The organism is Ruegeria sp. BE1 (assembly GCF_056538885.1).
The window spans coordinates 104390-124782 of sequence record NZ_JBQFTY010000003.1 but is presented as its reverse complement, the minus strand read 5'-3'; the positions used below and the strand labels follow the sequence as shown (position 1 = coordinate 124782).

Annotated in this window: 24 protein-coding genes and 1 tRNA gene; 13 read left to right on the top strand and 12 right to left on the bottom strand. The window is 58.3% G+C overall.

The genetic code is table 11. The annotated features are described in order from the left end of the window. The first annotated feature begins 96 nt into the window (after positions 1-96). Together ACR0J5_RS10715 and ACR0J5_RS10710 are read left to right on the top strand one after the other, a co-directional pair. The gene (locus tag ACR0J5_RS10715) at positions 97-522 is read left to right on the top strand and encodes a hypothetical protein (protein WP_480653136.1); all 426 of its coding nucleotides are present in this window, start codon (positions 97-99) and stop codon (positions 520-522) included. Between the two features lie 232 nt (positions 523-754). Then, the gene (locus ACR0J5_RS10710) at positions 755-1144 is read left to right on the top strand and encodes a hypothetical protein (protein ID WP_480653135.1); all 390 of its coding nucleotides are present in this window, start codon (positions 755-757) and stop codon (positions 1142-1144) included. A 34-nt stretch (positions 1145-1178) separates the two neighbouring features. Here the strand turns inward: ACR0J5_RS10710 and ACR0J5_RS10705 are convergent, their stop codons facing one another. Beyond that, positions 1179-1568, bottom strand: a complete 390-nt coding sequence (locus tag ACR0J5_RS10705) for a MerR family transcriptional regulator (protein WP_480653133.1) — start codon at positions 1566-1568, stop codon at positions 1179-1181. Between the two features lie 45 nt (positions 1569-1613). Here ACR0J5_RS10705 and ACR0J5_RS10700 point away from each other — a divergent pair, with 45 nt between their 5' ends. From ACR0J5_RS10700 to ACR0J5_RS10690, 3 genes are all read left to right on the top strand, one after another. Then, positions 1614-1979, top strand: a complete 366-nt coding sequence (locus ACR0J5_RS10700; RefSeq protein WP_480653131.1) for a hypothetical protein — start codon at positions 1614-1616, stop codon at positions 1977-1979. Positions 1980-1983: 4 nt separating this feature from the next. Continuing rightward, complete coding sequence (locus ACR0J5_RS10695; RefSeq protein ID WP_480653129.1) at positions 1984-2202, top strand: GDCCVxC domain-containing (seleno)protein; 219 nt, start codon at positions 1984-1986, stop codon at positions 2200-2202. Between the two features lie 204 nt (positions 2203-2406). Further along, positions 2407-2482: transfer RNA gene (locus ACR0J5_RS10690), tRNA-Thr, on the top strand. 207 nt (positions 2483-2689) lie between these two features. Here the strand turns inward: ACR0J5_RS10690 and ACR0J5_RS10685 are convergent. Both ACR0J5_RS10685 and ACR0J5_RS10680 read right to left on the bottom strand, forming a co-directional pair. Further along, positions 2690-3151 (bottom strand): deaminase, encoded by a 462-nt coding sequence (locus tag ACR0J5_RS10685; protein WP_480653927.1) that lies wholly within the window; start codon positions 3149-3151, stop codon positions 2690-2692. Between the two features lie 8 nt (positions 3152-3159). Further along, entirely contained in the window at positions 3160-4263 is a 1104-nt protein-coding gene (locus tag ACR0J5_RS10680) for a hypothetical protein (protein ID WP_480653127.1), read from the bottom strand. A gap of 515 nt (positions 4264-4778) precedes the next feature. Between ACR0J5_RS10680 and ACR0J5_RS10675 the strand changes: the two genes are divergently transcribed. The 5 genes from ACR0J5_RS10675 to arsB are packed head-to-tail and all read left to right on the top strand — an operon-like array spanning position 4779 to position 9351. Continuing rightward, positions 4779-5609, top strand: a complete 831-nt coding sequence (locus ACR0J5_RS10675) for an arsenate reductase/protein-tyrosine-phosphatase family protein (RefSeq protein ID WP_480653125.1) — start codon at positions 4779-4781, stop codon at positions 5607-5609. Continuing rightward, positions 5609-6607: an ArsJ-associated glyceraldehyde-3-phosphate dehydrogenase gene (locus tag ACR0J5_RS10670; protein ID WP_480653123.1), complete on the top strand. Its 999-nt coding sequence runs from the start codon at positions 5609-5611 to the stop codon at positions 6605-6607. The genes ACR0J5_RS10675 and ACR0J5_RS10670 overlap by 1 nt, the downstream gene beginning before the upstream one ends. Positions 6608-6624: 17 nt before the next feature. Next, complete coding sequence (locus ACR0J5_RS10665) at positions 6625-7059, top strand: DUF6998 domain-containing protein (protein WP_480653121.1); 435 nt, start codon at positions 6625-6627, stop codon at positions 7057-7059. Continuing rightward, positions 7049-8323, top strand: a complete 1275-nt coding sequence (gene arsJ / locus ACR0J5_RS10660) for an organoarsenical effux MFS transporter ArsJ (RefSeq protein WP_480653119.1) — start codon at positions 7049-7051, stop codon at positions 8321-8323. The genes ACR0J5_RS10665 and arsJ overlap by 11 nt, the downstream gene beginning before the upstream one ends. Then, complete coding sequence (arsB, locus tag ACR0J5_RS10655) at positions 8320-9351, top strand: ACR3 family arsenite efflux transporter (protein ID WP_480653117.1); 1032 nt, start codon at positions 8320-8322, stop codon at positions 9349-9351. Before arsJ ends, arsB begins: the two co-directional genes overlap by 4 nt. A gap of 10 nt (positions 9352-9361) precedes the next feature. Here arsB and ACR0J5_RS10650 read toward each other — a convergent pair whose 3' ends face one another. Together ACR0J5_RS10650 and ACR0J5_RS10645 are read right to left on the bottom strand one after the other, a co-directional pair. Next, the gene (locus ACR0J5_RS10650) at positions 9362-9898 is read right to left on the bottom strand and encodes an SRPBCC family protein (RefSeq protein WP_480653115.1); all 537 of its coding nucleotides are present in this window, start codon (positions 9896-9898) and stop codon (positions 9362-9364) included. Between the two features lie 91 nt (positions 9899-9989). Continuing rightward, positions 9990-10640 (bottom strand): carbonic anhydrase, encoded by a 651-nt coding sequence (locus ACR0J5_RS10645; protein ID WP_480653114.1) that lies wholly within the window; start codon positions 10638-10640, stop codon positions 9990-9992. Between the two features lie 143 nt (positions 10641-10783). Here ACR0J5_RS10645 and ACR0J5_RS10640 point away from each other — a divergent pair, with 143 nt between their 5' ends. From ACR0J5_RS10640 to ACR0J5_RS10630, 3 genes are all read left to right on the top strand, one after another. Further along, positions 10784-11173 (top strand): hypothetical protein, encoded by a 390-nt coding sequence (locus tag ACR0J5_RS10640; protein ID WP_480653112.1) that lies wholly within the window; start codon positions 10784-10786, stop codon positions 11171-11173. A 63-nt stretch (positions 11174-11236) separates the two neighbouring features. Further along, a complete protein-coding gene (locus tag ACR0J5_RS10635) occupies positions 11237-12619 on the top strand; it encodes a leucyl aminopeptidase family protein (protein WP_480653110.1) in 1383 nt (460 codons plus the stop codon). After that, a complete protein-coding gene (locus ACR0J5_RS10630) occupies positions 12616-13353 on the top strand; it encodes a C40 family peptidase (protein ID WP_480653108.1) in 738 nt (245 codons plus the stop codon). Before ACR0J5_RS10635 ends, ACR0J5_RS10630 begins: the two co-directional genes overlap by 4 nt. Here the strand turns inward: ACR0J5_RS10630 and ACR0J5_RS10625 are convergent. The 7 genes from ACR0J5_RS10625 to ACR0J5_RS10595 all read right to left on the bottom strand — a co-directional run bounded on the left by ACR0J5_RS10625 (position 13350) and on the right by ACR0J5_RS10595 (position 20389). Further along, on the bottom strand, positions 13350-13700 hold the full coding sequence (locus ACR0J5_RS10625) for a DUF2794 domain-containing protein (RefSeq protein ID WP_480653106.1): 351 nt from the start codon (positions 13698-13700) through the stop codon (positions 13350-13352). The two genes, ACR0J5_RS10630 and ACR0J5_RS10625, sit on opposite strands and share 4 nt — an antisense overlap. Positions 13701-13764: 64 nt before the next feature. Then, positions 13765-15429, bottom strand: coding sequence for an ABC transporter permease (locus ACR0J5_RS10620; RefSeq protein ID WP_480653925.1), 1665 nt, complete (start codon positions 15427-15429; stop codon positions 13765-13767). Positions 15430-15547: 118 nt separating this feature from the next. Further along, positions 15548-16768 carry a phenylacetate--CoA ligase family protein gene (locus ACR0J5_RS10615; protein WP_480653104.1) on the bottom strand — a complete coding sequence of 407 codons (1221 nt, stop codon included), beginning with the start codon at positions 16766-16768 and terminating at the stop codon, positions 15548-15550. A gap of 19 nt (positions 16769-16787) precedes the next feature. After that, on the bottom strand, positions 16788-17621 hold the full coding sequence (locus ACR0J5_RS10610) for an ABC transporter ATP-binding protein (RefSeq protein ID WP_480653102.1): 834 nt from the start codon (positions 17619-17621) through the stop codon (positions 16788-16790). A 74-nt stretch (positions 17622-17695) separates the two neighbouring features. Continuing rightward, positions 17696-18976 carry an ABC transporter substrate-binding protein gene (locus ACR0J5_RS10605; RefSeq protein ID WP_480653100.1) on the bottom strand — a complete coding sequence of 427 codons (1281 nt, stop codon included), beginning with the start codon at positions 18974-18976 and terminating at the stop codon, positions 17696-17698. A 75-nt stretch (positions 18977-19051) separates the two neighbouring features. Next, positions 19052-20128 carry a branched-chain amino acid ABC transporter permease gene (locus tag ACR0J5_RS10600; protein ID WP_480653098.1) on the bottom strand — a complete coding sequence of 359 codons (1077 nt, stop codon included), beginning with the start codon at positions 20126-20128 and terminating at the stop codon, positions 19052-19054. Between the two features lie 3 nt (positions 20129-20131). Then, a complete protein-coding gene (locus ACR0J5_RS10595) occupies positions 20132-20389 on the bottom strand; it encodes a hypothetical protein (protein WP_480653096.1) in 258 nt (85 codons plus the stop codon). Between the last annotated feature and the right edge of the window lie 4 nt (positions 20390-20393).

The window sequence follows — 20393 nt, the reverse complement described above, 5'->3', positions numbered from 1 at the left end:
CAAAACGAGTAGTGAACAATGGCCCTAACAACCTGCTATGAATGCGAAGCTGAAATTTCAGACCTCGCTGCGTCTTGCCCCCACTGCGGAGCCCCATTGCAGTTTGAGGATGATAACGATTCCACCTCCAGCACCGCCTTTAGATTTGTGAAAGTGGTGACCGGTTTCTTGGCAACTAGCTTTGTTTTTACCTTTGGGCTGAACTGGCTGTCTCAAGGCGAGCCACCAAACCCAATGGAGATGGTGACTGATCTATTGAGGCAAATGGATATTGAGGTCGGCAATCTGGACTGCGAGAGCATTCAGGACGAGATCATCACACTGTCAAAAAGCCATGCCTCACAAAACAATGGCGTTGCCATTCGAGACATCGTGAACATTTCGACTGAGTCTCAGTCGCCTAAGGAAGTCACGTGCATCGGCCGTGCGACTTGGACAACCGGCAACAACAGCAGGGTCGAATACTCGAAGACTTACAGGGATGGGGAGGCGTGGCTTGAGTTTCAAGAACTGTTGTTCTGATGGTCCGCGTTGCCCAGCAGAATGCTGCGCCCAGCCCTCAACTTCGCTTGCAGGCCGCACGGGACGTGCTAGACCGGCTCGGGTGGGTGCCACCCAAACGTCCCGAACCAGTCACCAACACTGGGCCACGTGACCTGACTGAATGTTCATTGGAGGAGTTGGAGACGATGGTGTCTGGTAGCCCATATGTGCGGCTGGACACTGAGTCTTTGCTGAGGCTGTCAGGTCAGGCGTGACGCTGGAACCGTCGCCACAGCCATCTTTTGAGGCCTTGAGAAATGATTTTGGGACCTGTCTCGGTACGAACGGTACGGTTCCTATAGAAAAACCTGATCCCAGAAAAAGGAACGGTGCCGCGGGTTTTTCGGCCAAAATGGTAGCTATCTCAGAACTAATTCCGTTCAAATTCGACACGCCGATTCTTCCTTATTTGACAGCCGCTCAAACCGTAGCAAAGCGCACACTCAGCGGCACGGGCCTCAGAAACCCTCATAAGGTGAACTTTGTGCGTCCGCAACGAGTTGCACATCCGCAGATCGCCACCAGTGGTGTGCGGCTGTTCTCAGCAGCCGCAACAAGCTGCCTATGTCTGCTGTGGGGCTGGGATCTGCCGCAAACGTGAAGCGCGACAAACTGCTGCTCTGAGCCCAAATCCACTACAAGGTGCGCAGTTTTGAGAGCATTGGGCAGGAGACATTCCCGCTGTCACAGTTGGCCGTAAGTTCAGTCAATGCCGCTTCCAAACGCCTAAGTTCGCTTATCTTTTCGCGTACATTAAGAACGTGGTGTTCGGCCATGTCCTTAACGGAGCGGCAATCCTCGCTATCGCCTTCAGACAGTCCTAGAAGCGTTTTCGCGTCGGCAAGAGGAAAACCCAAGTCACGGCACTTCTTTAGGAACCGAAGCCGTCCAATATCCTGCGTGGAGTACATGCGCCGGTTGTTTGATGCCCGCTCCGGCTTCGGCACGATCCCTTCGCGTTCGTAGTAGCGGATAGTTTCGATGCCGACACCGCTTTGCTGAGACGCTTCCCCAATCGCAAACATGTGAGATTTCCCACCTTGATCCTGTAGTTGCTACAGGAGTTATAGATGATTGCGCAGACGTGGCAACAATCACAACCGAGGAATGAAATGCAGAAGTACCTTAGCCTCAGTTACATAGGATCACTGTCCGCGCTTGGCGTCGCGACCTGCTGTGTAATGCCCATGACGATGATGTTGCTGGGTTTGGGCGGCAGTTGGATAGCAATCTTTGGCAAGATTGCAGCGGCAAGCTACTACGTGCTCGCGATTTCGACCGGGTTTGTCGCGGTATCTTGGCTGGTGTCTTATCAGCGCGGGTCACTACCAAAATTGAAATGGTGGCTTTGGGGAACGACCGCGATGACCGGATTAGCTTGGATTGTCGTGTTCTATGAGGCCCGGATCAACGATTTCCTGATTATGCAGATGTGAGACAATGACGGACCAAACTGTAGTGCTTGAAAGCACACTGACTTGCCCAAAGTGTGGGCACAGCGAAACCGAAGAAATGCCAACGGATGCCTGCCAGTGGCTCTACGAATGCAAGGCGTGCAAAACAGTTTTGAAGCCGTTGGAAGGCGACTGTTGTGTATACTGTTCTTACGCCACTGTTCCGTGTCCACCAATCCAAGTGGGCGATAGCTGTTGCAGATGAAGTGAACGTCGGCTTTGGTCCGCAAAGCCGGAACTGCGTAACTCGGTTAATATAGTTTGCCCTTGGCTGGCTGCGAACCCGCAGCGATGGGTACGATTTGCAAACTTGGCCAAAAGCGGCTTTAGCGTCCGAGATATTCAAGTCGCGATCAGTCCGTCAGGACACTGGACAACGAGGATTGGCGCGTTTAAACGACGTGTCGCTGCCGCATTAGCTCAGCTGGTAGAGCAATCGCTTCGTAAGCGATGGGTCGGGGGTTCAAGTCCCTCATGCGGCACCATTTTCAGCAACCAAACTCTCGGAGTTGATCAATCAGCTTGCGACGCACGTCCTTGGCCTCGTCTTCTTTCAGTCTAACGCCACTTGAATGTTTCGGAGCATCGGCTTGGGCATCTTCTGTTGGAGAGTTGGACCTCTTCTGATCAGAAGAAAATACGAACATGAATTCGCGTTGGTTCCTACGTTTGGATTGATCACTGCCCATTTTCTATCCAGCTTGGTCTTCAGTAGGTTGGCCTTCGATGCTCTCTAAACGTCTTATAACGCGTTTTTCGTGAGTTGTGAATCCATCCATTGGGGGTGGAAGGATCGGATGGGCTGTTTCCTTGTCGTTGGTTAACGCCTTTCCACCGCTTTTTCTCTCCACTCCATGATGGAAGAGTTTTAGGATGCTGTCAGGCCCTACGCCTTCATACTGGAGGAACGAACACAAGTCTTGCTCATCTTCGGTGACTGCAATTGAGTCAGCATGGAGTTCCAATGCAAGACTCTTGGCGTAGGGTTCAACGTAGTAAACCTTGCTGATTCCGGCGGCGACAATATGCCTTGCACAATTGTGACAGGGAAAAGTTGTTGTATACAGAGTACCCCCAACCATCCCGGATTTTCCCGCTCGCGCAGCAGATACAATTGCCTCCATTTCGGCATGTATGGACCGGCTATATTCAATAAGGTCCTTTACGGGGTTTTTACCAACTGCCTTCGTAGCTGATTTAAGTCGACACCTTTAGCTAACAGGCCTTCTGCTTCCAATTGTTCGTAGATTTTATTGTATAGATTTTCTTTCTTCCGATCATTGTGGCATAGTTTTCCACCCCACTTAAAACAACGGTGATCGTTGTTTTTGTCATTCGCTGAGTAAAGGCCACCACCACCTTTTGGAACGTCATTCCAACCTACACTGAGAAGCTCACCATTTTCGGAATATATTGCGGCGCCCACTTGCCGAGACAAACATGCAGACTTACTCGCCGCGGAAACTGCGGCATACATACCGGCTTCATCAGTGGTTGGAGTGTGGACAGAGATGTTGAAAATCACCTCAAGAAACCTATCCGTAACAACCTTTAGGCGCTCATCATTTTGACCATCGTTCCGAATGAAAAAGTCGGACAGGTAAGCCGTTTTGCTCACTTTTTGTCCGTGGTCTCCTTCTCGGTCATTCTCGTCGCGAGTAAAAATCCCCGCCAAGTCGTCCTTTTCTATTCCTTGGGACTTCAATCTAGCTTCTCGAACCGCCTCAGGCGCGAACACGGTAAACTGCCAATACATCCCACCATACACGTTCCGAAGAAGTTCCGTTTCTTTTGGATGCTTTAGCGAGTCGATGATTGTTGCTTGTCTAAGACGCTTTGGCTGAGGCACTGTTGTGCTTTCGTCGTACCCACCCCTGGCACTTCGGTGAATGGCAATAGTCTCAACGGCTTTTGCAGATACGTACTCCTCGCCAAACTTATCGCGAAGTTCGGTGCCGACCTTTTGCAAGTCCTTAATGCGGGTTGCGCCCACTGCAGAAGGGTTAGGCGTGGCTGTTTTGTCAGCATTGTCCCGAATAAGGTCACTTGCCTTTAGTATCGTGACTTCATACCCATACTCTTTGTCTAACTTTTCTTTCAAGATATGGGCCGCAGTCGTAACTCCAGCGCCCACAGCTCCAACCATGCCGATAACTAATTCTTCGGTTGGGCGAGCGACTCCACCCTCGATGCCTTCGATATCATCAAATTCTTCTTCGAAATCGTCCAGTATTTTGTCTTTTTTTGCTGTGGTCGCAGTAGCCATCGGCGCGTAGCTCCGTCGGTATGAAATAATTGAGACAGTGGTAGCTGGAACATTGCTTTCAATCCAGAGGTGATCTCATTCTGGGTTTCTAAAACGTCCATGCGTGGTATGCGGCTCGTCTCGGTCAGGAAAACGTGTAATATCCTTGCAACACTGATACGCGATTACATAAAATGCTTTAAAGTCAATGTGGTTGGACGCTAGCCCGCCGCATTCGTAAGGACAAGGTCGGGGGTTCGAGTCCCTCTTGAGACACCACTTTTCTCGCAAAACGGGTCGTTGCAATCTGGTTCTTCGACAAACCGGATGAACCGGAATTTCACCACAATGCATATCTGAACACTGCCACCGCAGTTGATCAACGATGGCATATGCGTGCCAAGCAGGTTTCTTGGGCGTGGGGAATGGGCGTGATCGCGCCGTATTGAGGCTGACCACCGCTACGATTGCGAATTTTTTGTAACAGCGGGGATTGGGGATTGTGACGCTCCCTTTATTTCCATATTTCATGAAATATGATAGAACAGATTGCAGATCAGCTGGCGACCCTTGGCCACCCTCAGCGTATTTCGGTCTTTCGCATGTTGATGCGACGGTTTCCCGACACCGTGCCCGCGGGTGAACTGGCAGCTGAGCTAGGGATCAAACCCAGCACCCTGTCGAACTATTTGAACGCGCTGCAGCGGTCCGGGCTGGTGACACAGGCACGGTCCGGCACCTCTCTGCGCTATTCCGTTGAAATGAAGCACGTGCAGCACATGCTTGGTTTTCTGATGAATGATTGCTGCCGTGGTCGCCCTGATATCTGCATGCCCCCTGATCAAGGAAACGCCCCAATGACAGATCGGAAATTCAACGTCCTATTCATCTGCGTCGGCAACTCGGCGCGGTCCATTTTCGCGGAATCGCTGCTGCGCGACATCGCGGGGGATCGGTTCAACGTCTACTCCGCCGGAACCCAACCCTATTCCGAGTTGAACCCCTTTGCGATGCAGGTTCTGGACGACAAGGGTCATGACACATCGGTCCTGCGCTCGAAAAACGTATCCGAGTTCTCGGGGCCGGATGCGCCGGAATTGGATTTCGTGTTCACCGTCTGCAACAAGGCCGCGAACGAAGACTGCCCCGCCTGGGAAGGTCAGCCGATCAGCGGTCATTGGGGCATGGAAGATCCGGTCAAGGCCGAGGGCACCGATGCCGAAAAAAGCCTGGCCTTTCAGAACGCCTATGGCGCGCTCAAGCGTCGGATTCAGGCGTTTACGTCTTTGCCGGTCGAGAGCCTCGACCGGATCGCATTGCAATCTGCTGTCGATGACATCGGCAGAACGTCTGTCGAGGAAGAATAATGACTACTTATGCACTGAACGGCCTGGGCCGGATGGGAAAGCTGGCCCTGAAACCGTTACTGGAAAAGCGCGCGAACATCGCCTGGATCAATGACGGGGTGGGCGACCCTGAGATGCACGCGCATCTGCTGGAGTTTGATACCGTCCACGGTCGCTGGGACGCGGCGTTTTCCCATGATGCGGACAGTGTGACCATCAACGGCACCCGCCTGCCCTTTATCGGCACCAAAGACCTGAAGGACCTGCCATTGGACGGGGTCGATGTGGTGATCGACTGCACCGGCGTGTTCAAGACCCAGGCCGCGCTGGCCCCGTATTTCGACGCGGGCGTGAAAAAGGTCGTTGTGTCGGCCCCGGTCAAGGACGGCCCAACGGCAAATATCGTCATCGGCGTCAATAACGACACCTATGACCCGGCTGCGCACCAGATCGTCACGGCGGCGTCGTGCACGACCAACTGTCTGGCCCCGGTTGTGAAAGTGATCCATGAAAATCTGGGCATCCGCCACGGATCGATGACCACGATCCATGACGTGACCAACACCCAAACCATCGTGGATCGCCCCGCGAAAGACCTGCGGCGGGCGCGTTCGGCCCTGAACTCTCTGATCCCAACCACGACCGGATCGGCCACAGCGATCACGTTGATCTACCCCGAACTCAAAGGTCGGCTGAACGGCCATGCGGTGCGGGTGCCGCTGCTGAACGCCTCGCTGACCGATTGCGTGTTCGAGGTGGAACGCGAAACCACCGCCGAAGAGGTCAACGGGTTCTTCAAAGCCGCCGCCGAAGGCCCGCTGAAGGGCATTCTGGGCTATGAGACCCGCCCGCTGGTCTCGACCGATTACACCAATGACGAACGCTCTTCGATCGTGGATGCGCCATCGACCATGGTGGTGAACGGCACGCAGGTGAAAATCTACGCGTGGTATGACAATGAAATGGGCTATGCGCATCGTCTGGTGGACGTGGCGCTGATGGTTGGGGCCTCGCTGTGACAAGGGTTAAGCGGACAATGGAACTCTTGGTGCAAGCTAAGAAAATTGCTTCGGAGTATCGCCGACTAACCGGGAAACCTCTCGGAGTCGCTGGCGAAGTTGCTGAATTCCATGCCGCTAACATTCTTAAACTGAAGTTAGCGCCAGCTCGAACAGAAGGGTACGATGCAACGCGACAGGATGGAGAGCGAATTCAAATAAAGGGGCGGGTAATTTTGCCAGATTCAAAGCCAGGGCAGCGCCTTGGTACTATTAAACCAGACGCTCCCTGCGACTCGGTGGCTCTCGTTCTGATGGATGAAGAATTGGAAGCGACTGCGATCTGGAAAGCCTCGATGGAAGCGGTACGAGCTAGGTTGAGCGTTCCTGGTTCCAAAGCACGAGCTCGAGGTGCCCTTGGCGTGCGGGAGTTTCAACGCATCGCAACGCAGGTTTGGTCACGTGACAAGTGAAGAACACCGGCCCGAGGGGCTGTCGGCCTATATCGCGGTCACGGCGGCCTATTGGGCCTTTATGCTGACCGACGGAGCCTTGCGGATGCTGGTGCTGCTGCACTTTCATACGCTGGGCTTCTCGCCGGTTCAGTTGGCTTATCTGTTCGTGCTGTATGAAATCGCTGGAATGGTGACGAACCTTGCAGCGGGCTGGATCGCGGCGCGGTTCGGGTTGACCTCGACGCTTTATGCCGGGCTTGGATTGCAGGTTCTGGCGCTGCTGGCCTTGACGCAATTAGACCCTAACTGGGCGATTGGCGCCTCGGTGACCTTTGTCATGCTGGTGCAGGGTGCCAGCGGCGTGGCCAAGGATCTGGCCAAGATGTCGTCGAAATCCGCCGTGAAGCTGCTGGCCCCCACAGAGGGCGGCGGGTTGTTTCGCTGGGTCGCGGTTCTGACCGGGTCCAAGAACGCGGTGAAAGGTCTGGGCTTTCTGCTTGGGGCGGCACTGTTGGCAACGCTGGGGTTCACCTGGGCCGTTCTGGTCATGGCGGTGGTTTTGGCGGTCATCCTGGGGGCGGTTATCCTGTTCATGCCCCCCGGCCTGCCCCGGGGCCGCAAAGGTGCAAAGTTCTCCGAGGTTTTCTCAAAATCGCGCAACGTGAACTGGTTGTCGGCGGCGCGGGTGTTTCTGTTTGGCGCGCGGGATGTGTGGTTTGTGGTCGGCATCCCGATCTATTTCTACGCCGTCCTGTCGGACGGGACCGAGGCCGGCAACCGCGCCGCCTTTTTCATGATCGGCAGCTTCATGGCGCTGTGGATCATCCTGTACGGAGCGATTCAGGCCAGCGCCCCCAAAATCCTGCGTGCCAGCGAAAGGTCCGAGGGCGACCTGATCCGCGCCGCCCGAACTTGGGCCGCCGCCCTGTTCTGCGTGCCTGCCGTTTTGACAGTGGCGGTACTGCTGTCTTCGGGCCCGCAAACATGGCTGACGGTCACGCTGGTTCTGGGGCTGCTGGTGTTCGGGGCGATCTTTGCCGTGAACTCATCCCTGCATTCCTATCTGATCCTCGCCTTCACCAAATCTGAACGTGTCACGATGGATGTCGGGTTCTACTACATGGCCAATGCCACCGGCCGTCTGGTGGGCACGGTTCTGTCGGGGCTGACCTATCAGCTTGGCGGCCTGCCGCTGGTTCTGGGCACCGCCGCGATCATGGTCGCATTGGCCGCGCTGACCTCTGGCAAACTCACAGATCAAACCTCTGAGGCGTATACATGAGCATTTTCGAACGTTACCTGACCGTCTGGGTCGCCCTTGCCATGGTCGGAGGCGTGTTGATTGGTCTGGCCGCCCCCGGTCTGGTCGGGCTGATCGCCTCGGCGGAACTGGCCAGCATCAACCTTGTGGTGGCCGTGCTGATCTGGGCCATGGTCTATCCGATGATGGTGGGCGTTGATTTCGGAGCCGTTGCAGGTGTGGCGCGACAGCCCAAGGGCCTGATCGTGACGCTGATCGTGAACTGGCTGATCAAACCCTTCACCATGGCGTTTCTGGCGGTGCTGTTCTTTGACCATGTCTTTGCCCCGTGGATTCGGCCCGAAGACGCGGCGCAATACACCGCTGGTCTGATCCTGCTGGGGGCCGCGCCCTGCACCGCGATGGTCTTTGTCTGGTCGCAGCTGACCAAGGGCGACGCGACCTATACGCTGGTGCAGGTTTCGGTCAACGACCTGATCATGGTCGTGGCCTTTGCCCCGATCGTGGCACTGCTGCTGGGGGTTACAGATATTTCGGTGCCGTGGCAGACCCTGGTGCTGGCCACCGTCCTCTACGTGGTACTGCCCCTGATCGCAGGGCTGATCACCCGGCGCAAGCTGGGCTCGGCTGAGGCGATTGAGGCCTTCTCGGCCCGCGTAAAGCCGTGGTCCGTGCTGGGCCTGATTGCCACTGTGGTCATCCTGTTTGGACTGCAGGGACAGACCATTCTGGCCAAGCCGATGGTCATTGTCCTGATCGCGGTTCCGATCCTGATCCAAAGCTATGGCATCTTTGCGCTGGCCTATGGCGCGGCTTATGCGTTGAAAGTGCCCCACCGCATCGCGGCCCCCTGCGCCATGATCGGCACCTCGAACTTCTTCGAGCTGGCGGTCGCCGTCGCCATCAGCCTGTTCGGCCTGAACTCGGGCGCGGCGCTGGCCACCGTCGTGGGCGTTCTGGTCGAGGTTCCGGTGATGCTGTCGCTGGTGGCCTTTGCCAACCGCACACGCGCACGCTTTCCCGAACCGGCGGCTGCAAACGCCCAATAGGATCAGAGGACTAACTTTGGGCCTCGACCAGTTCTTTCAGATTGGTCAGGCCCTGTTCATAATCGCCGCCGACCCAACCGTCCATCATCAGCCCCATCCAGCGCGCCATCGGGTTCAGACCCAAATCGGAGATAAACCCCCATGTCACCTGAGTCTGACCGCCATCCGGCACCAGATCGAACGACGCAACAGCAGTACCCATGGGCCCGAAATCCAGCGCGGTTCTGACCGCCTGATCCGGCACGCTTTCGATAATCTGCTGCGAGCCTGTCCCGACCTGCGGGTTCTCCGAGCTCCAGTTCAGCGTGTTGCCAACGCCCGCCTCAGGGCCGCTGTAGGACAGCTGCGTCTGCGGATCACGGGCCAGCCAGGGGGACCATTTCTCGGTCTCTTGCATTGAGTTCACGTAGGGAAAGATCGCAGCCGGCGGGGCGGCAATGGTGATGCTGCGCGACACTTGCGCCTGACCGGGCAGCAAGTATGACACGCCCACCACCAACGCGATAAGCACAATCAATCCAAGGAAAACACGTTTCAGAAATCGCATGGTAAGTCCCTAAAGCAAATCCATTTGCAGCGACTATACCAAAAACCCTTCCAAAATCAGAGGCGTTATGCCCCCTCAGCCAAAGCCCCGATCACACAACGACAAACTTCTTGTCCTGCGGGTCGTAGCATTCCAGCCCGCCCTCACCGATATCCGTCCACAACCCATGCAGGCTGAGCGAGCCATCCTGAACAGCCGATGACACAAACGGAAAGGTCATCAGGTTTTCAAGCGAGGCCACAACCGCATAACGCTCAAACTGGCGCGCCTGCTCGACGCTGTCTTCGACATCGGCAACCAGGTCGAATTTCGGTTTGAGGATTTCCATCCAGCGGCCAACAAAGCTCTCTTTGGCTTCCAACTGCGGGGCCTGCCCCTTGCACATGTCGATACAGCCCTGAACGCCGCCGCATTGCGAATGGCCCAGAACGATCAGATGCGCCACTTTCAGCGCGGTCACGGCATATTCGATGGCAGCACTGGTGCCGTGGTGATCCCCGTCCGGCAGGTAGGGCGGGACCAGATTGGCGATGTTGCGGTGAATAAAGAAATCGCCCTGATCCGCACCAAACATCGAGGTCACGTGCACACGGCTGTCACAGCAGGAAATCACCATCGCGCGGGGGCGCTGACCTTCGGTGGCAAGGCGGCGATACCAGACCTGATTTTCGGAATAGGTGGTGGCTTTCCAGCCGTGATACCGCTTGACCAGATATCCCGGCAAAGGTTTGGCGTGTTCCATTCTGTGCCCTTCTTTTCGTCGCTGACGGCTGCTCTATCCCGAATTCGCGGAAAATTCGAGCAATTATCCAGTGTACCAGCAAGGTTTTGCAAAGGAATTGACAGTCTAACTCGGACTATGCCGTGGGGGCGTAAAGAATTGGGGTGAATGTGGTGGAAAAGATACTGACGCTTGAACACAAGGAATCCGTGCGTCTGGACCCGGATCAACTCAGCGCGTTGTACCGTCAATTGGGCGACAAGAACGCGCTGGACGTGCTGTGTCGCACGGTCGAGGAACTGGCCGTGCGCCTGTCGAACTGCGAACGGTACTGGCGGCAACGCGATTGGGTTGGCCTGCGCAAATGCGCGCGCTCGCTGGTGGCGATTGCCGAGCAGATCGGCATGGTTGCCCTGGCCCGTGTCGCGGGCGACGTGGCGCAGACCGTGGATGCGGGCGACGCCGTGGCGACGGGGGCGACCCTGTCGCGCCTGATCCGGGTGGGTGAGAAATCGCTGACCGTGATCTGGGATCAGCAGGATCTTTCTGTCTGACGGGGCTTGCGGACAGGTCGTGGGCGGCTAGGCTGGGCGCGTATTGAACCAGCCGAGACTCCTATGACCCTGTCCTTTGCGCCCAGCTCTGAACCCTCTCTGCCGCTGCATGTTATTGCCCAGCCCGATCTGGATGACTGGTTGAACGGCCAGCCGGATGGGGTGGCAAAATGGCTCAACCTGAATGGGTTCACCGGAGCGATGGGGCAGGTTGCGCTGCTGCCCGGGCCGGATGGGCAGGCTGAGTTTGCCGTTGCCGGATACGGAGCGGAAACGGCGCGCGCGCGGAAACGGTTTCCCTTGGCCGCCGCGGCAGAGGCTCTGCCCGAAGGCGCCTATCACATTGCATCCGGCGTCCCTGCTGAGGCGTTAGAGACCGAGTGTCTGGGCTGGCTGCTGACCGGCTATGCGTTTGACCGCTACGCCACGCAATCCGCTGCCAAGGCCCGTCTTGTCGCGCCCGAAGGTATCGATGCTGCGCGGCTTGAGGTTCTGGCCCAGGCCGAGGCCCTGACCCGCGATCTGGTCAACACGCCCACCGCAGATATGGGCCCCGACGAGCTGCAAAGCGCGGCCGAGGCATTGGCGCAGGAGTTTGGCGCATCGTGCAGTGTGATCCGGGGGGATGCGCTGCTGGACCAGAATTTCCCGATGATCCACGCCGTTGGCCGCGCCGCCGCGCAAGAGCCGCGCCTGATCCAAATGAACTGGGGCAGTGCGGGGCCAAAGCTGACTCTGGTCGGCAAAGGCGTGTGTTTTGACACGGGCGGGCTGAACCTTAAGCCCGGGAATTCGATGGCGCTGATGAAAAAGGACATGGGCGGGGCGGCCAATGTGCTGGGTCTGGCGCGGATGATCATGGCGCTGAACCTGCCGCTGCAACTGCGCGTGCTGATCCCGGCGGTTGAAAACGCGGTGGCCGGAAACGCGTTTCGCCCCGGCGACATTCTGACCTCGCGCAAGGGTCTGACGGTTGAGATCAACAACACCGATGCCGAAGGGCGGCTGGTTCTGGCCGATGCACTGGCGCTGGCGGACGAGGGCGCGCCGGACCTGATCATCTCGATGGCGACGCTGACCGGCGCGGCACGGGTGGCTGTCGGCCCCGATCTTGCGCCGTTCTACACCGATGATGACAGCGCTGCCGAGGCGCTGTCAAAGGCCGGGCAACAGGCCGCGGATCCGGTCTGGCGGATGCCCTTTCACGCCCCCTATGAGGCGATGATCGAACCGGGCATTGCCGATCTGGACAATGCCCCCTCGGGCGGGTTTGCGGGGTCAATCACGGCGGCGCTGTTCCTGCGCCGGTTTGTAGGCGATTGCCGCTATATGCATTTCGACATCTATTCGTGGCAGCCCAGCAAAGCCCCGGGGCGCAGCAAAGGCGGGCTTGGCCAAGGCCCGCGCGCGGTGCTAACCGCCCTGCCCGAGTTGTTGAAGCTATGACAGGGCAGCGCATCATAAACCCGGTGGTGGACCTACTGCGCCGTCCCGACGGCCCGCGGGACCGGCAGCTATTGTTCGGCGACACCGTCACTGTGACCAAGGCGCAGAACGTTTGGAGCCGTATCACCGCAGACAAAGACGGCTATTCCGGCTGGGTGCAGACGGACCAATTGGCGGACCCGGTGGCCGACACACACTGGATCACCGCGCCTGCGACCCACGCTTATACGCAGCCGGATATGAAAAGCGCCGACCGTGTATCACTGAGCTTTGGCAGCCGTATCCGGGTTCTGGCCACGCATGACAGATTTCTGGAAACCGAGCTTGGGTTTGTCCCCGCCGTGCATGCCAAGCGGAAAACGGTGCACCTGTCCGACCCGGTTTCCGTGGCCGAGCTGTTTCTGGGCACCCCCTATCTGTGGGGTGGTAACAGCCGGTTCGGGCTGGATTGCTCGGGTCTGGTGCAGGCGGGGCTGTTGGCCTGCGGGATGCCCTGCCCCGGCGACAGCGGCGATCAGGAACGGGAACTGGGGCAAACCCTGCCTCAGGGGGCTGAGGCAAAGCGCGGTGATCTTCTGTTCTGGAAGGGTCACGTGGCCTGGGTCTATGGGGACAACATGCTGCTGCATGCCAACGCCTATCACATGGATGTCACGTTCGAGCCGATGGATCAGGCCATCGCGCGTATTCTGGATCAGGGTGACGGGCCAGTGACCAGTCACAAGCGGCTCTAATCCAGATCGACCGGGCGGATCAGCTTGCGTTCCAGTACCCGCAGCACCGTGCGCAGGTCATGGCCGCGTTTCAGGATGCGCCCATCCATCCCGACCACGGAATACATCCCCTGCTTTTGCCGCAGGCGGGGGTGTTTCTCGACCCGGTAGATCGGATGCTCAGCGGTGCGTCGAAAAATGGAAAACACGGCCATGTCGCGCAGGTTGGAAATTCCGTAATCGCGCCATTCTCCGGCGGCGACCATCCGGCCATAGACGGACAGGATATGGGACATCTCGTGCCGGTTGAATGCGACGGGCATCTGGGCCGAGTTTGCAGAAAACCGGCTGGGAGGCTGCATGTTCATACCCTCAGCCTTGCCGGAAAATGCGTTTGAATCAAGCCCGCGCAGACCGGGGTGTGGTATTTTGCTAACGCCGCCCGACCTGACGACAGATCAGAATCACCGGCAACAGCCCCACGGCAAGGATCACCAGCGAGGGCACCGCCGCCCCCTCAAGCCGCTCATCCGAGGCCAGCCGATAGGCCTGCACCGCCAGTGTATCAAAATTGAACGGACGCATGATCAGCGTGGCGGGCAGCTCTTTCATCACGTCGACAAAGACGATCAGCAGCGCGGTCAGCAACGAGGGCGTCAGGATCGGCAGATGCACCCGGCGCAGCGTGCCCAGCGGCGTCTGCCCCAGCGATCGCGCGGCGGCATCCATATTGGCGTGCACTGTGCTTTGACCGCCTTCATAGGCGCTCAACGCGGCGGCCAGAAAGCGCACCATATAAGCCGCGACCAGCAGCCAGATCGAACCGGTGACAAGCAACCCCGTGGAAACATCGAATGTCTGCCGCATCCACGCATCCAACGCATTGTCAAAGCTGGCAAACGGTACCATCAGGCCAACCGCAATCACCCCACCCGGCACCGCATAGCCCAACCGCGCGATGTAACCCGCCGTAGCCGCCGCCCGCCCCGGTCGCAACCGCTGAAAGAACCCCACGCAGATCGCCGCAAAAACCGTGATCACCGCCGCCGTTCCCGCCAGAATCAACGAGTTCTGGATGAACCCTACATAACGCCGCGACAGAAGGTTCTGTTCGGATTCCAGCCCCATTTGCACCAGAATGAACACCGGCAGCAAAAACCCCAACAGAACCGGCACGCCGCACAGGCACAGGGCCACCGCAGATTTCCAGCCCGTCAGCTCTGTTACCTGCAGTGCTGCGTGGCTTTTGCCGGCCTGATAGTATTTTGCCTTGCCCCGCTGGGTCCGTTCAATCACCGCAATGGCCAGTGCAAAGCCCAAAAGGCACAGCGCCAGCTGCGCCGCCGCCGCCCGGTCACCCATCGAAAACCAGCTTGTATAGATACCGGTGGCAAAGGTCTGCACACCGAAATAGGCCACGGTGCCGAAATCGGCGATGGTTTCCATGATGGCCAGCAGAACACCCCCTGCAATCGCCGGGCGCGCCATTGGCAACGACACTTGCCAGAAAGCCAGCCAGGGGCTTTTGCCCAGCGCCCTTGCGGCCAGAAAGGCCGTGGCGCTTTGTTGCAGGAACGCCGCCCGCGCCAGCAGATAGACGTAAGGATACAGCACAAGGATCAGCATCACCGCCGCACCCTCGGTGGAGCGTATCTCGGGGAACCAATAGCCGCGCGGTCCCCAGCCGGTCACGTCCCGCAAAGTCGCCTGAACGATTCCGGGATGGTCCAGCACGAAGGTATAGGCATAGGCCAGCACATAAGCCGGAAAGGCCAGCGGCAGAACCAGTGCCACCTCAAAAAGGCGCACACCGGGAAAGCGGGTCATCGTCACCAGCCACGCGGCACCCACACCGATGGCAAAGGTGCCAGCGGCCACCAGCACCACCAGAATAGCCGTCGTCAGCGCGTAACGCGGCAAAACCGTATCAAGCAGGTGCGAGATCGTATCCGTTCCGCCCGTCACTGCCGCCAGCACAACCGCCACCATCGGCAGCAAACAGGCCGCAGCCACCAGACAAGCCACGACAGCCAACAGTCGAGAGCCAAACGCACCCCGGTCGCGCGTTCCGTGTTCTGAAAGTTCGATATCGGCCATGTTTCCGCGTGTATCAGCCAAAGGCGCAAGGTCCGCCTTTAATTGACCAAAACGCTAAGAAACACCAGTGGGCGGGCGAACAAATCTGCGGCACTTTCTGCCGCAGACCCGTTTGGCATCACTCGTAAACCCGCTGATCTTCGATCACCAGACCATCCTTGGGCAGCGAGCCGGGGGCCACCACCTCGATCGCGCCTTTCAGTTTCAGAACCTCGGCCACGGACTTGGCATAGGCCATGTCATCGCCACGGGGGCTTTCGATCTGAACGGTCATGGTGTCCATCTCGCCCTGACGGGCGGCGATGACGCGGGCCTTGACGATTTCTTCGTGCTTGTCGACCAGCGCGGCCACCTGTTCGGGGCGCACGAACATACCCTTGATCTTGGTGGTCTGGTCGGCCCGGCCCATCCATCCCTTGATCCGCGCGTTGGTGCGGCCACAGGGCGAGTGCCCGGGCATGATGGCCGACAGATCGCCCGTGGCAAAGCGGATCAGCGGATAGTCAGGGTTCAACGAGGTCACGATGACCTCACCCACCTCACCCTCGGCCACGGGGGTTCCGGTGCCGGGGGTGACGATCTCAACGATGACATGTTCATCTATGATCATCCCCTCCATCGCGGGGCTTTCATAGGCGATATTGCCCAGATCAGCGGTGGCATAACACTGCAGGCAGGAAATCCCACGATCTGCATATTCCTGACGCAGCGACGGGAACAGTGCACCGCCACCAACAACGGCCGTCGAGAAATTCAGGGCAACGCCCATCTCATCGGCCTTGTCCAGAATGACCTTCAGGTAATCCGGCGTGCCGGCATAGGCCGAGCATCCTACATCGCGCGCGGCGGTCACCTGCAGCTCGGTCTGTCCCGTACCTGCGGGCAGCACGGCGGCCCCAACCGCCCGCGCGCCGCTTTCAAAGATCATCCCCGCCGGGGTCAGGTGATAGCCGAAACAGTTATGCACGATGTCACCCGGACCAATGCCCGCCGCATGCAGGAAGCGGCCCATGCGCCACCAGTCGGGATCGATGCTGCCGGGTTCATAGATCGGCCCCGGAGATTGAAACACATGGTGGAAATGCCGCGCAGGCGTGACCGTGAACCCCCCGAACGGAGGCCGCGTGGCCTGAGCCTGCGCCAGATCGGACTTGCGCAGCACCGGCAGTTTCACCAGATCGGCAACTGACTGGACGTCATCGATGCTGACCCCGGCCAGATGCGCCTGAAATCCCGGCGCAGATTGCGTCCGTTCAAGCTGCACCCGCAGCGCCTGCGCCTGATCGGCGGCGCGTTGATCGGCTGAACGGGTCTCGAGCGCGTCGTAATACTTGGTCATGACCAGATCCTCCATCCGCTTACAGCCACCTCTTGCGGCGACGGTACGAGCGCACATCGCGGAAGCTTTTGCGCCCTTCGTCGGACATGCCGAGATAGAATTCCTTGACGTCCGGGTTTTCGCGCAGGTCAGCTGCGGGGCCATCCATCACCACCCGACCCGATTCCAAGATGTAGCCGTAATGCGCGAACCTGAGCGCCACATTGGTGTTCTGTTCGGCCAGCAGGAAGGACACGCCCTCTTTCTCGTTCAGATCTTTCACGATGCCGAAAATCTCTTCGACCAGCTGCGGTGCAAGACCCATCGAGGGCTCGTCCAGCAGGATCGTTTCAGGCCGCGACATCAGCGCCCGGCCCATCGCAACCATCTGTTGCTCACCGCCCGAAGTGTAACCCGCCTGCGACCGGCGGCGTTCCTTGAGACGGGGGAAATACGTGTAGACCAGTTCAAGGTCCTGCTGAATCGCGGCATTCCCATCCTTGCGGGTATAGGCGCCGGTCAGAAGGTTCTCCTCGACCGTAAGATGCTCGAAACAATGGCGACCTTCCATCACCTGGATGACGCCCTTTTCCACCAGATCGGCGGGATCGCTTTCATGTACGCTGGTGCCACGATAGGTGATCGTTCCCTTGGTGACCTCGCCGCGTTCGGAATGCAGCAGGTTCGACACCGCCTTGAGCGTGGTCGTCTTACCGGCCCCGTTGCCGCCCAGCAGCGCGGTAATGCCCCCTTTGGGCACGGTCAGGCTGACACCTTTCAGAACCAGGATGACGTGGTTGTAGATCACCTCGATATTGTTGACCTCAAGCAGCGTCTCGGTCTGTACGTCGGTGGTTTGTGCTGCATCCAACATCAGCGCGTGTCCTCGTTCGACTGTGGGGGTCGGGGCGGCAGCAACCCGCCGCCCCGGTGTTCAAGTCACTGCGATCAGCAGCGCGGTTCGATGTTGTTCTCGGATGCGTAAGCAGACGAGTCCGCATCTATCAGCGGCTGGATGACATCCTGATCCGATTGCTTGAAGTCCGAGATCAGCGACCATGTTTTCGAAGATGCATCCCACTGGGTCACACCCACCAGGCCGTCACCGCCGTGATTGTTACAGGCGACCGAGAAGCTGGGGCCAAAGTTCGGCAGGCCAAGATCGGCCATCAGCGCCTCATCAATGACCAGAGCTTCCATGCCGTCACGCATCATTGACGAGTCGATCTCGGCCACGCCGTGCATCTCTTGCGCCTTTTTGGCGGCCTCTGCGACCAGCATCGCGGCATAGACACCCCGGTTGTACAGAACCGTACCGGGCTGATCCCCGGCCCCTGCCGACAGACCTTTGTCATAGACATAAGCCTGCAGGTCTTCGTAGATCGGATAGTCAGATCCCACATTGTGGAAGGTCAGCGCCTTGTATCCATTGGCGGCCTCACCCGCGGGCAAAACGTCGTTTTCCGAGCCCGACCACCAGACACCGATAAAGTTTTCCATCGGAAAGCGGATGTTCGCGGCCTCTTGCACCGCAACCTGGTTCATCACGCCCCAGCCCCACATCAGCACATAGTCGGGACGATCCCGGCGGATCTGCAGCCATTGCGATTTCTGCTCTTGACCCGGGTGATCAACCGGCAGGGCGACCAATTCGAAACCGTGCTTTTCGGACAGTTCCTCAAGCGTGCGGATCGGCTCCTTGCCATAGGCCGAGTTGTGATAGACCAGCGCGACTTTCTTGCCCGAAATGTCACCATCGTTCAGGTCCAGAATGTGGTTGATCGCACCGGATGCGCCATCCCAATAGTTGGCCGGGAAGTTGAACACCCATTCAAACACCGACCCGTTCTTGGCCGAGGTCCGGCCCAGACCCGAAGTCAGCATCGGGATCTTGTCGACGGCCAGTTTGGGGATCAACTGATAGGTGATCCCGGTCGACAGAGGCTGATAGACCAGCGCGCCGCTGTCCTTGGTTGCCTCATAGCACTCAACGCCTTTTTCGGTGTTATAGGCCGTCTCACACTCGGGCACGCTGACGGCAACGCCGCCAATCCCACCATCGCGTTCGTTCAGCAGGGTGAAATAGTCCGCGTAGCCATCCGCAAAGGGAATACCACCCGCCGCGTAAGGCCCGGTCCGATAGCTGAGCGACGGAAATACAAGGTCGGCCATGACCGGACCTGCCGCCATCAAGGCGCCCAGCGCCATGGTTGCCAGTTTCAATTTCATCGGGTGTCTCCTCCCTTGGTTGATCCGATGTTACGTTCGGGCTTGTACTGCCCGTTATCTGATTGGACCGGCCCCTTAGTGCGGGAACGGCCAGAGTCTGAGTTTCTCTTTCGCCACGCGCCACAGCTGCGCCAGACCATGTGGTTCAAGGATCAGGAACATGATAATCAGCCCGCCGACCACCACCAGATTCAGATGCGCCACAATATCCGTGGGCCAACCCAGCCAGTCGGCGCCTACAACTTTCAGCACCACCGGCAGCAGAACCAGAAAGGCGGCACCCGCGAATGAGCCAAAAATAGACCCTAATCCGCCGATAATGATCATGAACAGCACCAGGAAAGACTTCTGAATGCCAAAGACCTCTCCGACCTCGACCGCGCCCAGATAGACCGCAAAGAACAGCGCGCCCGAGATGCCAACAAAGAAGGAACTGACGGCAAAGGCAGTCAGTTTCGCCTTCAACGGGTTCACTCCGATGATCTCGGCGGCGATATCCATGTCACGGATCGCCATCCATGTCCGACCCGTGGTGCCGCGCGTCAGGTTACGCGCGATCACGGCACATAAGGCTAGGAAGATCAGGCAGAACAGATAGGTGGCCCAGGCAGGCGCATTCGGGCCAGTGATGATGATGCCGAACACGTCCCGTTCAGGCGCGTTGATCTGACCCGAGGCCGAATAGTTGTAGAACCACGGCACCCGGTTGAACAGCCACACCAGAAAGAACTGCGCCGCCAGCGTGGCCACCGCCAGATAGAACCCCTTGATCCGCAGGCTTGGCAGGCCAAACAGTACCCCGACCAGGGCCGTGACCCCGCCTGCCAAAATCACGTGAATGAACATGCTGACATCGGGGAAGGCGGTCATCAGCTTGTAACAGGCATAAGCCCCCACCGCCATGAACCCGCCGGTCCCCAGACTGACCTGCCCGCAATAGCCCACCAGAATGTTCAGCCCGATAGCGGCAATTGCATAAATCAGGAACGGCAGCAGCAGCGCATTGGCCAGATAATCGTTGATCAGAAACGGGACGATCCCAAACGCCACCGCCAGCACCACATAGTACCGGTACCGGTCGAACTTGATCGGGAAGGTCTGGCTGTCATCAATGTACGAGGTTTTGAAATCCCCGGCTTCACGATAGAACATGTCTTACTTTCCCCATTGTTCCTGCGCCCGGTTCCGGGCCTCAGTGTCCAGTTGGTTTGAGCCTTTGGCATATCCGCTCGCCTCGGACGCGCGGACCAGTTTCAGATAGGCCAGCATGCCCATGATCAGCCCGGCAAAGGCCAGAATCGCGGCGATGGTCAGCTGACCGTCAGTCAGATCGTCCGAGGTGAGGGCGATATATCCAAACGCCCAGAACCCGGCCCACGAGATGACGTTGATGATGGCGATGAGTTTGGTCATGCCC